Source organism: Photorhabdus australis DSM 17609 (assembly GCF_000711895.1).
Classification (GTDB): Bacteria; Pseudomonadota; Gammaproteobacteria; order Enterobacterales; family Enterobacteriaceae; genus Photorhabdus; species Photorhabdus australis.
In genome coordinates, this window is record NZ_JONO01000011.1 from 1 (window position 1) to 14,654 (window position 14,654).

Here is a 14,654-nt window from a genome sequence, read left to right on the forward strand (position 1 = left end):
GGAAGCCAAAGATGGCGGCAACCTGAAACGCTACAGGGTCGCCAACCTGACCGCACAGGCCATCAATTTTCGCATTGGCACCTTCACCAGTACCATTGATGCCAGCAAGCTGGACGGTAAGCAGGCATGGCAGGTCACTTTTACCCTGCGGGAACATTTATCGGTGTCTGAAAAACGCGATGCCCGTGCAGCCGGCACTGTTTCGGCCAGGAAACAAACCGGAAAAGGCGGCAGCACCGCAGCCAGGGAAGAGCCGGAAAAATTAAGCTGGTTTGAGCGTGAGGTTCTAAAACCGATTAATGATCATATCGGGGGCAGTTAATGAAACCCCTGTAGCGAGCCGCGTAAATTGAAAAAGCGCGTCATTTAAATTGATAAAATTTCTGCGCCGCGCTTTTTATCAAAATATGTGATTTATTTTAGCTGTTCTTGTCTGGTTTTCTCTATTGGTAAATATTTATAAATAGTAGATAGGGAAACATCGTAAATCAGCGATAGCTGTTTACGTGTGTGACCTTTTACCAGCAATCTAGCCGCTTGTTGTTGTTCAGCAACTGACAATGCTACCGGTCTGCCTCCAATCCTCCCTTGCGCACGAGCAGCTATTAATCCAGCGATTGTCCTTTCAACTATCAATTCCCGTTCCATTTCTGCCAGTGCACTCATGACGTGAAAGAAAAATCTCCCCATAGCTGTACTGGTATCAATACTATCAGTCAGACTCTGAAAGTGAATACCTCTCTCGTTTAAATTAGAGACCAAATCGACCAGATGTTTTACACTACGTCCCAGTCTATCTAGCTTCCAAACAACTAACGTATCTCCTTTTTTAAGTTGTCTTAAAGCCCGCTTTAAACCGGGTCTGTTAGTTGTTTTTCCACTTAATTTATCCTCAAAGATTTGTTCACAATTTATACTCATCAAAGCATTTTTTTGTAAATCGCTGTTTTGGTCATTTGTTGACACCCGGATATAACCGATCTTTGACATGTAAATTCCGTCGCCGCACATAGAATAAATTGTATTTATCAAAATTAGCTCTATGTGTGAGTGTGCGGAAAACCTCACGCTGACTTACAGTGCTTCCATCTGTATAGATCACTCAGACGGCTTTTTAGATCAATTAACGTTCAAAATGAGTGTTTGTAGGAATGTAGAAAGAAACGAGTGAAATGCAGTCAATTATTGACTATAAAAGGGGCTAAATAAACCACATGTTTTGATAAAAAGCGCGGCGCAGAAATTTTATCAATTTAAATGACGCGCTTTTTCAATTTACGCGGCTCGCTACAGCTCAACTGACCAGATAGCGCAGATCAATGAGGTAAATACACCCGTGCCACCGAGGAAGTCGAGGGCTATTTTGTTTTCTATCTGTGGAGCTGCGGCTAATAAAAATGCCATTAGAGAGAGTAAAGCAGAAGTTAACCCGTCCAGACCGTAGGATTTCGCTAAGCTATAAGCGGTACCAACTGAAACAAAAATACTCATTAATCCCATCGTCATAAAGTAAGGCATAGTGATGGTATCCCAGTGAGTTTTAGCAAAGGATAACCAAGCCTGGCCAAATGAGGATGAAGTTTGTGAATCGAATGGTGGGTTTGCCATAATTAGCATCATACTGCCGATGATCAAAAATGGCATGGCTGAGATAAAGCCATCACGCATTGCAATAATATGTCGCTGATTACCGATTTGCCCGGCAAGCGGGATAATGTAGCGCTCTAAGGCACGCATGAAAGATGCGTAAAGATTCATGGGGGTTACTCCGCATGATGATGAAATTGCTTATTCCAACAGGCTTAATGCCTTATCGAGAACCTTATCACCGCGAAGAGCACCATAATCCATCATGTCAATAACGTCTATTGGCTTACCGAGTGTTTTGGCAATAGCAGTAAAGTGGGTCAGTTGGTATTTTACCTGTGGGCCAAGTAAAACAACGTCAGCGTCGGCTATCAGGTGTTTTAATTCAACAGTGGGGACTGCCTTAATCTCAATGTCCAATGCCCTTTTTGTTACTTCTGCTTGCATACGTTGTACCAACATGCTGGTGGACATGCCGGCGGCACAACACAATAGGATTTTTTTCATGACTTAGCCTCATTTCTAATGGGATGAAGTAGCTAATGGAAGCATCTTCACTTTTTATAAGACTAGCAATTTATGTTAAATTTGATGGGATTTTGTTCTCATCTTGATAATAATATGTTTAGGAATAGGGGTGAAATGTGATCTTCATCTGTATGCATATAGAATGACAGTGTCAAGTTGTGACGTAGATATTCCTGAGACGGTCTACGCTGTGAAATTGGAATTTATGGAGCATATTGCTTCACAGACACTTGCAGATTGTTCTGTATATGAGCTATTTGTAGTGAAATGTTGTGCCTCATTAGAAGATACTGCATCTGAAACGAATTTAACTTGTTGAATCCTAAAAATTGTTTTTTTATTATTTACCTATACAGTTCATTTACAACTATTTTCTATGATAAACTTATTTGTGCTTGTTACCCGCTCTGTTTGAGGTGCTTCTGAACACACCATCGCAGCTTTCATTACCTTTATATCTTCCCGATGACGAAACTTTTGCCAGTTTTTTCCCGGGGGAAAACGCTACTCTGTTAGCTGCAATCAAATTGGCAATTAATCAGCAGCATGGCAGCTATATTTATTTCTGGTCCCGCGAGAGTGGGGGGCGAAGCCACTTATTGCATGCTGCATGCGCTGAATTATCTCTAAAAGATGAAGCCGTGGGCTATGTTCCTTTGGATAAACGTGCCTATTTTATCCCTGAAGTACTTGACGGCATGGAACACTTATCACTGGTTTGTATCGATAATATTGAATGTATTGCGGGTGATGAAGAGTGGGAAATGGCGATTTTTAATCTTTATAATCGTATCCTGGAGATTGGTCGCACTTGTCTACTGATCAGTGGGGATCGCCCACCTCGCCAGATTGATCTTATGTTGCCTGATTTGGCTTCCCGTCTGGATTGGGGACAAATTTATAAATTACAACCACTTTCCGATGATGAGAAGTTACAGGCTTTGCAATTGCGTGCAAAGTTACGTGGTTTTGAATTGCCGGAAGATGTGGGGCGTTTCTTACTGAAGAGATTGGATAGAGAAATGCGAACACTGTTTATGACATTGAACCAGTTAGATCACGCTTCGATAGTTGCTCAGCGCAAACTGACGATTCCATTTGTGAAGGATATCTTGCACCTGTAAATGATGATGGTGATTTCACCATCATCACATTCACTTGATTCAGTCAAGAATTTCTTTTACTTGTTCCGGCGGGCGTCCAAGTCTGGCTTTATTACCACAAACAACAATAGGGCGTTCAATCAGTTTAGGATTTGCCGCCATTATTTTCAGCAAATCACTCTGAGCGAGTTGTTCATCGTCCAGATTTAACTCTTTGTATAAATCTTCTTTAGTCCGCATCAACTGGCGCGCATCATTAAAACCAAGCTGTTCTAATAAAGCAGATAATTGCGCTACAGTTGGGGGTGTCTCTAGATAGAAAATAACCTGCGGCTTAATACCCCGTTCTTCAATAAGCGCTAACGTTTCACGGCTTTTGGAGCAGCGTGGGTTGTGATAAATAGTTACCTGTTGCATGAGAGTTCCTTAACGTTTGTATTGACTGTAACGCTGTTGTAGCTGACGTAACTGATCGATACGGGCATCATAACGTTCTTGATCGTAACTACCTAATTTTACCAGTGAGCTGGCGCTACTAAGGTATTTAATCGCGTTGTCAAATTGGCCACGAAGTGCCATTTCTTCCGCGTAAGCTGATAATTCTTCATGGCGTTTGCCTTGCTGGGCAGCGGCTTCAGCCATCAGGTGCCAACCGTTTGGATCATCAGGATTATTGAACGTATAACGGTAAAGCAGTTTTTCAGCTTGTTGATATTGCCTGGCGCGAATAAGTGCATTTGCCAAATTAATCTGCAATACCAAATTATCTTTTTGTTTCTCTAAGGCATTTTGCAATCGAGTGATGGCTTGAACTGTCCGATTTTGCTCGATATCGATGTCGGTCATCATATCAATAAACCAGATATTATCTGGTTGTTTCGCCAATAATGGTTCCAGAATAGCTCGAGCTTCAGCGTATTTTTTATCCTGAGAAAACAAGATTGCTTTGCCATAAGCTGAGGCAAGTTGTTCTTTAGCAGTACCTTTACGATAGTTTTCTAAAATTTGCTCCAAATAGCTACGTTGCTCTGTGGTATACATTCCGATAATACGAACTTTGGCGAATAAAAAATCTTGAGATTGTGGAACACGCTTTGCGGGATACTGATTAGCCCGGTTACGGGCATCAGCAAGACGGCTGTCAGGTAACGGGTGAGTTAGTAATATCTCTGGTGGTTTAGAGCTATAACGGGTTTGATCTGCCAAGATCTGCATAAAATCTGGCATACCTTGAGGATCAAAACCAGCCTTGCGGAGCGTCTGCATACCAATGCGGTCAGCTTCTTGTTCATTGGATTGGGTAAAGCTGATCATTCCTTGCTGTACACCGGCGATAGTACCGCTGAGCGCGGCCATTCCCGCTTGTGGGTTAGCCATGAGCAAGAGAATGGCGCCTAATGTACCTGCCCAAGCCAGAGGCGCTGTACGCTGCTGATCTTCCATCATTCGAGCCAGATGGCGTTGAGTAACGTGAGAAATTTCGTGAGCTATAACGGATGCAAGTTCACTTTCATTACGACTATAACGAAAAAGTGCCGCATGGAGGACGACGTTTCCACCGAAGAAAGCATAGGCGTTGATATTTGGGTTATTAACCAGATAGAAATGAAAAGGCGTTTTAACAGAGTCCGCATGGGCTACCAATTTTTGCCCAAGCGTATTGATGTATTGAATCAATAATGGGTCATAAATTAGAGGGGCGTTAGCCCGCATCTGGCGGGCGTAAAAATCTCCCATTGCTAGTTCCTGGTTAATACTCAAGGTTGAACCTGCCGTGGTACCTATGTCCGGTAACGAATCTTCAATAGAGGCGCTGAGAACAGGGGGATGTGCGAGCAATAGTGTACTGACGAATATTGCTGACAGAAATTTATTAGACATTATTTTCATAAAACAAAAGTGATCTCATTTGGCCATTGTTTTTAGATAATGCGTGTATGATGAACAAGGGTACCTTAAAATTAACCAATTAGTACAATTTTTAAGAAAAATAGAAATTATGAATACTGCTATTAAGGAGCCTGGTCAATGCTGGACATGATTATACAGTGGTATCGTCGTCGATTTACTGATCCGCAAGTTATTGCGCTATTTGTCATCCTTGTAGTTGGGTTTTGTATTATTTATTTCTTACATGGCATTTTAGCACCACTATTGGTAGCAATTGTCCTTGCCTATTTGCTGGAATGGCCAACTTCTATGCTTGAGAAACTGGGGTGTTCACGGACAGTTGCTGTTTGTATTGTGCTGATTATTTTTTCTGGGATCAGTGCTTTAGTCATTTTGATTGTGGCACCCACTGCATGGCAACAGGGGCTTAATCTATTGTCGGATATACCTAATATGCTTAACCGGTTTAATGAATATGCCCAGACATTACCGACACGTTACCCGGCCTTGGTTGATGCCGGTATCATTGATATGATGGCGGAGAATTTGCGTAGTAAGATTTCAACAGCGGGAGAGTCTGTCGTGAAGTTCTCAGTAGCTTCATTGATTGGTTTGCTGACGCTGGCTATCTATCTGATACTTGTGCCGTTGATGGCATTCTTTCTACTGAAAGATAAAAACCAAATGTTACAAGCGTTACAACAGGTTTTACCGCGTAACCGCATTTTAGCCGGGCAGGTATGGCGCGAGATGAATCAGCAAATTACTAACTATATCCGTGGTAAAGTCACGGAGATGGTTATTGTCGGTATCTGTACCTATGCTGTATTTGCATTTCTTGGATTGGAGTATTCATTATTACTTTCTGTCCTGGTCGGGTTGTCAGTATTAATTCCCTATGTTGGAGCGCTGATTGTCACGATCCCGGTCGTATTGGTTGCTTTGTTTCAGTGGGGGGTAGGAACAGATTTCTGGACGTTGATTATTGCCTATCTAATTGTTCAGGGATTGGATGGTAATTTATTGGTACCGATTTTGTTTTCTGAAGCAGTTAATCTTCATCCTCTGGTGATTATTCTTTCTGTAATTACTTTTGGTGGCTTATGGGGATTTTGGGGCATATTCTTTGCTATTCCATTGGCGACGCTGATTAAAGCGGTTATTCATGCATGGCCGGAAGAGATGGTTATAACAAAAGACGGTGAGATGAAAGAGTGAATCCTCTTTTAATGTTGAAAGTTATCTTGGTACTTATTCTTATTGATTGATGCCAGTTGCCTGCTATTAGGGGAAGTACGGAGTGGGAATATCCCTCCCGTACTTGCCCCGACTATCTTTAGCTGTTAGATAAATACGATTAAGTTCTTGCCATTTTCTTAAGAGTGTTGATTCAGATAATTCACCACGATTTGATGGTGATCACTGGTCTTAAATTTATCAAAGACGTGTTCAATATTACCTGTGGCATCAATTAGGAAACTAATACGGTGAATACCATCATAGGTTTTCCCCATAAATTGTTTTTTGCCCCAGACACCAAATTGTTCAGCGACTTGATGATCTTCGTCAGACAACAGTGTGAAGTTCAACATTTCTTTCTCTACAAAGCGCGATAGTTTACTTGGGTTATCGGTGCTAATACCCAGAACTTCAACACCTGATTTCTTTAATGTATCCATTTCATCGCGTAGACCACAGGCTTGTACAGTACAGCCTGGAGTCATTGCCTTAGGATAAAAATAAACTAAAACACGCTGACCTTCAAAATCAGATAAATTGATTGTTTCTCCATCTTGGTCAGGAAGGCTAAACCGGGGGGCCTTATCACCGGCTTTCAATGGGTTCATCACGTATTCTCCGTTTAATCTTTCTACTAAAGTGGTTCAAGAATACTAATACTGCCTTGTGCATTTAGATCTGTACATAGCTTATTAAACGCTTGCTTAATAATTATGCCATCGTCATCTAATAGACTGTGAGCAGTAATTTGGATTTGTAATCGGGCAGGGATATTACCTTCTCGTGGCTGCGTTTTTGATACCAGTTCAGCAATATTAAAATCCTGGGTGGTAAACAGATTGGTAAACTGCTCAACAATACCGGGGGAATCATCAACATCAACTTTGACAGAAACCGTAGAAGGAAATGTTATATGAGAATCACACTTTGTACGCTTCATTACGATAAGAAGATCTAGCTCGGCTCCTTTCTGTGGCAGCGTTGATTCAATCATGGTGATAGCATTCCAGCTACCAGAAAGCAGCATAATGAAGGTGAATTCCTCACCAAACATAGCCAGGCGGCTGTCTTCAATGTTACAACCACATTCACTCACCAGACGAGTGATTGTATTGACGATGCCAGGGCGGTCAGCACCTAAGGCGGTTATAACTAAAAAATGTTGTTCTGATTGTGGCAAAGTCACTTTTCCTTCTCTGCTGTGGTTTATTTAAGGTAAACATAAAAAGGCTATACTGCCAAGGTCAATTGCATCAAAGTTGTTCTATTACTCTGATTCCCTACCTTTAGATTTCAATAAATTACTTTGATTATCACTTCTCTTTAACAAAGGTTCTCTGGTATTAACAAAATTCATTGAAATTCGGTGTTAAATAGTTTCCTTCTGTATGGCTAGAAAGTACCATGGAGTTCTTGTTTGTATAGGGGGTATGTAATGTCTAGCGGGAGCTTTGAATTCACAGGCAGTATTGTTGCGCTGGTAACACCAATGGATGCAAATGGTCATGTTGATAAGGCCAGTTTGAAAAAATTAGTCGATTACCATGTTGTCAGTGGTACATCGGCTATCGTTTCGGTAGGAACAACGGGAGAATCGGCTACATTAAGTCACGATGAACACGGTGATGTTGTCTTGACAACTGTTGAACTGGCCGACGGACGTATTCCAGTAATTGCTGGAACAGGTGCAAATGCGACTGCTGAAGCGATATCCCTGACGAAGCGTTTTGAAAATAGTGGTGTTGTTGGTTGCTTGACGGTAACACCTTATTATAATAAGCCCTCACAGGAGGGGTTATATCAGCATTTTAAAACTATCGCTGAAAATACTGATTTGCCACAAATTCTGTATAATGTGCCTTCTCGTACCGGATGTGATTTGCTGCCGTCAACTGTAGCTCGTTTGGCGAAGATTAAAAATATTGTTGCAATTAAAGAAGCGACAGGGAACTTAAATCGCGTTAGTCAAATCCAAGAGTTGGTTAATGATGATAGTTTCATCTTATTGAGCGGTGATGATGCAAGTGGATTGGATTTTATCCAGCTTGGAGGCAAAGGAGTAATTTCTGTTACTGCAAACGTTGCAGCACCTGAAATTGCTAAGCTTTGTGAATTGGCATTGAACGGTCAGTTTACAGAAGCGCGTAAGCTGAATAACTGTCTGATGGATTTACACTATCAGCTATTTGTTGAACCTAACCCAATTCCAGTTAAGTGGGGATGTCACAAATTAGGTCTGATTGCTGATGACACTGTGCGTCTGCCTATGACGCCATTGACAGATGCAGGAAAAGCCTTAGTCGAAAAAGCCTTGAGAACGGCTGGATTACTGTAAAATTTAGGGAATTTTAATGGCAATATTGTTGCAAAAATCAAAGGTCATGAAGATTGCTGGTATGTCATTGGCAATGTTACTGGCAGCGTGTTCCAGCGACCAAAGTTATAAGCGCCAGGTCAATGGTGATTATGCGTATCTTGAAACACCTTCTCTGAAAACACTGAATGTTCCTGCGGGTATGATATTGCCATTACAGAATGGTGAATATGATATTCCACCAACGATATCTAAGGGACTGATTGGGAAAGAGCTTGATATTCGTCCACCATCTCAGGCGTTGGCTTTGTTGAGTGGCTCCCGTACTGAAAGCAGTGCAAAAAGCAGTAAATTGCTACTTGAAAACACCCCTGAGAACAGTAATCTGTGGTCACAGATTAATAATGTTCTGCTGAAAAAAGGTTACAAAGTCAGCCAGCGTGATGATGCTAATCAAACATTGATAACGGATTGGATTGAATGGCAGCGTACAGATGAAGATGTGCCATATCAGACTCGTCATCAGATCAGTATTGCACACCAGAACTATCAAATTGAATTATCAGTTGCTAACGAAGGGTTGAGACAAGGTGGTCAACAGGTAACTGATCCTGTTGAAATTCAGCGTTATAACGCACTGATGCTTAATGAACTGATTGAAGGTGTGAACCAGCAACGTGAACGCATGAGTGACAACACTGCGGCACACAATTCAGGGCCATTAGATGTACAGAGTGGTGGAGATATTTCTGGATTACCTCAGATGATTGTTCGGGCGCCATATAATGTCGTTTGGGACAGGCTGCCGGCAGCGCTGGAAAAAGTGGGTATGAAAGTAGGTAGCCGTAGCCGTTCGACGGGGTCTATCACTGTAACCTATAAAAATCTTAGTGCATCTGATTGGAAATCAATGAGTGTTAATGAGCCTTCCATCAGCGAAGGTGATTATAAATTACAAGTTGGCGATTTGAATAACCGAAGCAGCTTACAGTTTATTAGCGATAAGGGTAAGCCGTTGACTCAGGTACAAAATGATGAACTGGTTGCAGTATTAAAAGCCGCTTTCAGCCAGACAGCAGGATTGTAGATATAAATATAAGTAAAGGGGCGAAAGCCCCTTTGCTATTTATAGCTATTTCTAATGATTATTTTTCGTATTGATATTTGGGAGTATGTAAGATGCAAAAAAGAGCTGAGTTGTATCGTGGCAAGGCAAAGACGGTATACACCACCGATGATCCAGATCGGCTAATTTTGGAATTCCGTAATGATACATCAGCGTTGGATGGGGAACGTATTGAACAGTTTGACCGCAAAGGGATGGTGAATAATAAATTCAATCATTTCATTATGAATAAGCTGGAGGAAGCGGGTGTTCCAACGCAAATGGAACGTCTGTTATCAGACACTGAAGTACTGGTGAAAAAGCTGGATATGGTGCCCGTTGAGTGTGTTATCCGTAACCGGGCAGCGGGTTCATTGGTCAGACGCCTTGGGGTTGAAGAAGGTTTGGTATTGAGTCCACCTTTGTTTGATCTGTTTCTTAAAAATGATGCTCTGCACGATCCCATGGTGAATGAATCCTATTGTGAAACTTTTAGCTGGGTGAGTAAAGAACAGCTGGCTGAAATGAAAAGTTTGAGCTATAAGGCCAATGAAATATTGAGTAAATTGTTTGATGATGCTGGTTTAATTTTGGTTGATTTCAAGCTTGAGTTTGGTTTATTTAAAGGGCAAGTCATTCTGGGTGATGAATTTTCTCCCGATGGTTGTCGTTTATGGGATAAAGAGACTTTGGATAAAATGGATAAAGACCGTTTCCGCCAAAGTCTTGGTGGTTTGATTGAAGCGTATGAAGAGGTAGCACACCGTATTGGTGTTGTTTTAGATTAATTACGCAAACGATTACCTGGGCCGAAAGGCCCTTTTTTACTAGTATAAAGTGATGCCGGTGATAATTTTCCACTTTGTTTTTGGTAATTAATATTATCGGATGGGATTAATAGTTGATATAAATTAACTTATATTGATTCAGCTTATTTGAAATAATTGATATTAATTCAATAAGGATAATTTTTCATTTTATTAGCAATGAATGGTTAAAGTTTAGAAAATACAGAAAACAACCAAAATTAACCCGAAATACATTTATGTGATTGTTATATATTTGTGAATATTGTGATGATTCATCAGTTTTTTTTGTCGATTTTTTCTTCACTTGTAACTGATTGTCTGGAATAAGTTATCCATTGGCAATATACTTGCCAACCTGGATATAGGGTAACCCGTAAAAGGTATTGACAATATAGAATAAAACATAAATTTTATTTTCTGGCTATTTTCTTGTGATAGCGTTTATAAAGATCTCAATCATGTAGTGATAAACGTGAATATTTTGCGATAATTGCATTTTTCTAAATGCAAACAAGATGTTGTTATTGTGAGAGATTTGTTATTAATTTGTTATTGATGAGGGCGGCATTAGCTGCATATCCATATATTGATGTTAACGAATAACATCCCTAATTTTACTGAGGTGATATAACCCAAAGATGGAAAACATTATGTCAAAGAATTTAACCGCATGGCAGATACTGTTACGTAGTGCCATACCGTTTAAGGGAACGGTTATGTGTGCTTTTTTGGCCTTAACCGTCACATTATTATGCGATCTAGGTGGCCCCTATATTATAAGGAATTACGTCGATAGGGCGACGTCAGGAACCACTGCTGATCAGCTTATTATGTTGGCAATAATTTATCTTTTCATCGCCTCGATTGGTGTCATGGGTAGTTTGGTGACTAGCTACATGAGTACCAAGGCGGGTTGGGGTATTGCAGATACCATTAGATACAAACTTTTTCATCATGTGATGACAGTTTTACCCGTATTGGAAATAGAAAAAAGATCGCAGGGAGAGTTGTTGGAAAGTGTCGAAGGAAACGCTGATATTATAGGAAAAACGATTTCTAAAGCTGGTTTCAAGGCCATTGGTAATTCAGCACTGGCACTCGGTACATTAATCATTATATTCAATGTTATGCCCCAGGCGGGTATTGCTATGGCGATTGTTATTATATTGGTGGCATATGTACTTATTCAATTAACCAGACTTGCTGTTCGTCGTTGGCTAATTGCGCGAACTGAGAAAGCAAGGATTTTTGGTTTTATCGGTGATTCACTCCATGCAATGGATGATTTGCAACCATTATCTCAGGCCCATTGGCCTTCCGTTGCATTTCGTAAGATGTTGTCAGTATTACTCAAAATTGAACGCAAGGCTTATATTGGCGGCAGGGCTTTCTGGCCAATTACTCAGCTCTTTTTTGCATTGTGCTTCGGTATAGGTTTTGGCTTTGGGCTTCAATTACTTGGTCAAGATAGTATAAGTATCGGTACATTAACAATGGTCTATCTCTATGTTGACAAGCTTCGAGAGCCTGTGGAAGACATGTCACAAGAAATAGAGTTGCTACAGAAGTTATTTGCTGCTTTATCACTGGCGGCCAAAACACTGAGTGAAGGTACTGCAAGTAAATCATCAGATAATCTGTTGCCTGATGGCCCCCTTTCTATCCATTTCGATAATGTGGATTTCAGTTATGGTGGAGAAGAAACACAGGTTTTGCATAGCGTTAATTTTTACGTTGCTCCGGGGAGCAAAATTGGCATCATCGGGAGAACGGGAGCAGGGAAAAGTACCATTCTTAATTTGATGTGTGGATTTGCTCAGCCGGATTCGGGAAGAGTGACAATTGGAAATATTGATGTCTCAACAATTAGACCTGACGAATTTGCAAAAAAGATTGCTGTCCTGAGTCAGCGTTCTCACTTGTTCTCTGCAACGTTGCGGGACAATTTAACGCTATTCAGCAATGAAATATCTGACGATCAGATTTGGGATGTTCTGCAAGAATTAGATGCGCTTGAATGGGCCAAAGCATTGCCGGATGGTCTTGATACATTAGTCGGAACTAACGGACAGATAATGTCGGAAGGGGAAATTCAGATGATAGCGGGCGCCAGAGTGATGTTACAGCATTGCTCGTTGGTGATTATTGATGAAGGAACATCTCAACTCGATCCTCAGACTGAAGAAAGTTGGCTGAAATTACTTGGAAAATTAAACCGCAATCGCACTGTAGTGATGGTCGCACACCGTCTTCATACACTTTCAGCCGTTGATGAAATCATCATTATTGATGATGGGCGGATTAAGCAGCGAGTTCCAGAAACAGAAATCGCAATGTTAACCAGCAATCATGGACTCATTGTATGACTATATCCACTGTATCAACTAAACCTAAGATGTTATCGGCATTGACTGATTTGGTGAAAAAATTTGCACCTCTCTATTTCATCACAATGTTTGTATGGACACTTATGCACGGTTTTCCTTTATTGATTGGTTATTTAATCAGTAAACTACTGGATAGTGCAATAAATGAACCGACTAACCCTACAGTCTGGTGGTTACTTTCCTCTGCGATTGCGGTAATGGTTTTGCGATCACTAGTTCTTTTCATGGGCTTAAGCCTGGACTTTACGTTGATATTTAAAGTAAGTGCTTATTTGAAAGAGAGAGTTTTACGTGGAGTAAGCCATTGTTCTCATAATCAGAGGCATGCTTTTTCACAAGGCGATATTTTGAATCGCATTCGTGATGATAGTGATGAAATTGCGGAATTTTTGAGTTGGACCTCTGATTTTATCTACCGAGCATTACTTTTAATTATCGCATTAGTCGTGCTTATCAACACTGATCCAATAACCACGTTGGCTCTTATGCCTATGATTGTGGGTCTCTGGGTTGGCGCGATACTTAAACGCAAAGTAGGTAATTTACAAGAGAGTAAACGTCAATCGCAGGGAGATATCGCTGGTCAGATTACTGATGTATTAACGGGTATACGCGATCTGCGCCTTAGCAATAAAATTGAAGGCCAGATTGAGAGGTTGTCGCAGAAATTTGTTAGTCGACGGGCTATTCAAGCTAAACATCAGGTATTTACTGACCTTCTTTCTGGCCTGTTTAAAAATATTGTTATAGTCGGAACGTCAGCTGTTTTATTGATAGTGAGTAAACGAATCGTTGATGGCAGTTTTACTGTGGGTAATCTGGCGTTATTTTTGACTTATATCGGCTGGATTAGTGAACAGATATTTTTCTTTGGTCGGTCTATTGCTAATTATAAAAATGCTGATGTGTGTTATGAGCGTATTAAACAGCTATTGGCAGATAAAAAAGACACAAAAGAATATGAACAAGGTGAGGTTCTCCATAAGCTTAGTGTTAATCATCTTGCGTATTCAAATATTCAGCACCCTGTTTCATTTGAAGCGACAACTAATCAGGTCGTTGGAATTGTTGGTGAGATGGGGGCGGGTAAAACCACCTTTTTGCGTTATTTGATCGGTTTGGAGAAGTCCAGTTCTGGCAGTGTGCTTTGGAATAATAGGGAAGTTTTGGGGAATGAAAACTGGTGGCGGAATCCTCGTATTGGATATGCCAGACAAAAAGCGGGTTTTTTTGGTGGAACAGTAAGACAAAATCTCGCATTGGGCGATACGGATATTGATGATGATATCATGGTGCAGGTTTTGGAGGCGGTAGGTATGACTCCCGGCTCATATGAGCTGCCAGAAGGACTTGATACTGTCATTAATTCTGGTAGCGCCCGGCAACTGTCTGGTGGTCAGCGTCAGCGTTTGGCTTTAGCTCGAATGTTATGCCGTCCTGCTGATGTTTATATTGTTGATAATTGTGATTCATCATTAGATGCAGCTACGGCTCGCCACTTATGGTCCACCTTACCTGAACGTTGGCCCGGTTTGTGGATTGTTGTTTCATGCAATGCGGATCTTCTCGCTAAAGCTGACCATATTGTTACTGTTCAACGGCGGAGGGAGTTTGCATGATCCTTGGAAAATAGTTGTACTGCATAAGGGATATTTTTAGGTTAATAATGTGTTTGTGGCGGAAGGGAATACC

14 protein-coding genes and 1 pseudogene are annotated in these 14,654 nt (G+C 41.0%); 8 read left to right on the forward strand and 7 right to left on the reverse strand.

From position 1 onward, the window contains the following. On the forward strand, positions 1-322 hold a 322-nt coding region (locus tag BO26_RS05445), incomplete at its 5' end, for a baseplate complex protein (protein WP_036769686.1). Positions 323-414: 92 nt separating this feature from the next. On the opposite strand, the gene BO26_RS05450 is transcribed toward BO26_RS05445, so the two are convergent. The 3 genes and pseudogenes from BO26_RS05450 to BO26_RS05460 form a co-directional block, all read right to left on the reverse strand. Continuing rightward, positions 415-990, reverse strand: a complete 576-nt coding sequence (locus BO26_RS05450; RefSeq protein WP_036769688.1) for a recombinase family protein — start codon at positions 988-990, stop codon at positions 415-417. 300 nt (positions 991-1,290) lie between these two features. Then, a pseudogene (locus BO26_RS05455) lies at positions 1,291-1,758 on the reverse strand (PTS transporter subunit EIIC); the annotation flags it as partial. A gap of 30 nt (positions 1,759-1,788) precedes the next feature. Next, positions 1,789-2,094, reverse strand: a complete 306-nt coding sequence (locus BO26_RS05460; RefSeq protein ID WP_036769689.1) for a PTS sugar transporter subunit IIB — start codon at positions 2,092-2,094, stop codon at positions 1,789-1,791. A gap of 437 nt (positions 2,095-2,531) precedes the next feature. Between BO26_RS05460 and hda the strand changes: the two genes are divergently transcribed. Continuing rightward, complete coding sequence (gene hda, locus BO26_RS05465; protein ID WP_036769868.1) at positions 2,532-3,239, forward strand: DnaA inactivator Hda; 708 nt, start codon at positions 2,532-2,534, stop codon at positions 3,237-3,239. Between the two features lie 39 nt (positions 3,240-3,278). Here the strand turns inward: hda and arsC are convergent, their stop codons facing one another. After that, complete coding sequence (gene arsC, locus BO26_RS05470; protein WP_036769691.1) at positions 3,279-3,635, reverse strand: arsenate reductase (glutaredoxin); 357 nt, start codon at positions 3,633-3,635, stop codon at positions 3,279-3,281. A 9-nt stretch (positions 3,636-3,644) separates the two neighbouring features. Next, positions 3,645-5,108 carry a beta-barrel assembly-enhancing protease gene (bepA, locus tag BO26_RS05475; protein ID WP_036769693.1) on the reverse strand — a complete coding sequence of 488 codons (1,464 nt, stop codon included), beginning with the start codon at positions 5,106-5,108 and terminating at the stop codon, positions 3,645-3,647. 138 nt (positions 5,109-5,246) lie between these two features. On the opposite strand from bepA, the gene BO26_RS05480 reads away from it, so the two are divergent. Beyond that, positions 5,247-6,326 carry an AI-2E family transporter gene (locus BO26_RS05480; RefSeq protein WP_036769695.1) on the forward strand — a complete coding sequence of 360 codons (1,080 nt, stop codon included), beginning with the start codon at positions 5,247-5,249 and terminating at the stop codon, positions 6,324-6,326. A gap of 158 nt (positions 6,327-6,484) precedes the next feature. Here BO26_RS05480 and bcp read toward each other — a convergent pair whose 3' ends face one another. Then, positions 6,485-6,955 carry a thioredoxin-dependent thiol peroxidase gene (bcp, locus tag BO26_RS05485; RefSeq protein ID WP_036769697.1) on the reverse strand — a complete coding sequence of 157 codons (471 nt, stop codon included), beginning with the start codon at positions 6,953-6,955 and terminating at the stop codon, positions 6,485-6,487. 26 nt (positions 6,956-6,981) lie between these two features. Continuing rightward, positions 6,982-7,527: a glycine cleavage system transcriptional repressor gene (locus BO26_RS05490; RefSeq protein WP_036769699.1), complete on the reverse strand. Its 546-nt coding sequence runs from the start codon at positions 7,525-7,527 to the stop codon at positions 6,982-6,984. Between the two features lie 255 nt (positions 7,528-7,782). Here BO26_RS05490 and dapA point away from each other — a divergent pair, with 255 nt between their 5' ends. The 5 genes from dapA to BO26_RS05515 all read left to right on the forward strand — a co-directional run bounded on the left by dapA (position 7,783) and on the right by BO26_RS05515 (position 14,581). Then, positions 7,783-8,682 carry a 4-hydroxy-tetrahydrodipicolinate synthase gene (dapA, locus tag BO26_RS05495; RefSeq protein ID WP_036769701.1) on the forward strand — a complete coding sequence of 300 codons (900 nt, stop codon included), beginning with the start codon at positions 7,783-7,785 and terminating at the stop codon, positions 8,680-8,682. Between the two features lie 16 nt (positions 8,683-8,698). Next, positions 8,699-9,748, forward strand: a complete 1,050-nt coding sequence (gene bamC / locus BO26_RS05500) for an outer membrane protein assembly factor BamC (RefSeq protein WP_036769704.1) — start codon at positions 8,699-8,701, stop codon at positions 9,746-9,748. Between the two features lie 92 nt (positions 9,749-9,840). After that, positions 9,841-10,554 carry a phosphoribosylaminoimidazolesuccinocarboxamide synthase gene (purC, locus tag BO26_RS05505; protein WP_036769706.1) on the forward strand — a complete coding sequence of 238 codons (714 nt, stop codon included), beginning with the start codon at positions 9,841-9,843 and terminating at the stop codon, positions 10,552-10,554. A gap of 671 nt (positions 10,555-11,225) precedes the next feature. Further along, positions 11,226-12,941, forward strand: coding sequence for an ABC transporter ATP-binding protein (locus tag BO26_RS05510; RefSeq protein WP_236637344.1), 1,716 nt, complete (start codon positions 11,226-11,228; stop codon positions 12,939-12,941). Beyond that, positions 12,938-14,581, forward strand: a complete 1,644-nt coding sequence (locus BO26_RS05515) for an ATP-binding cassette domain-containing protein (protein WP_036769711.1) — start codon at positions 12,938-12,940, stop codon at positions 14,579-14,581. The genes BO26_RS05510 and BO26_RS05515 overlap by 4 nt, the downstream gene beginning before the upstream one ends. The last annotated feature ends 73 nt before the right edge of the window (positions 14,582-14,654 follow it).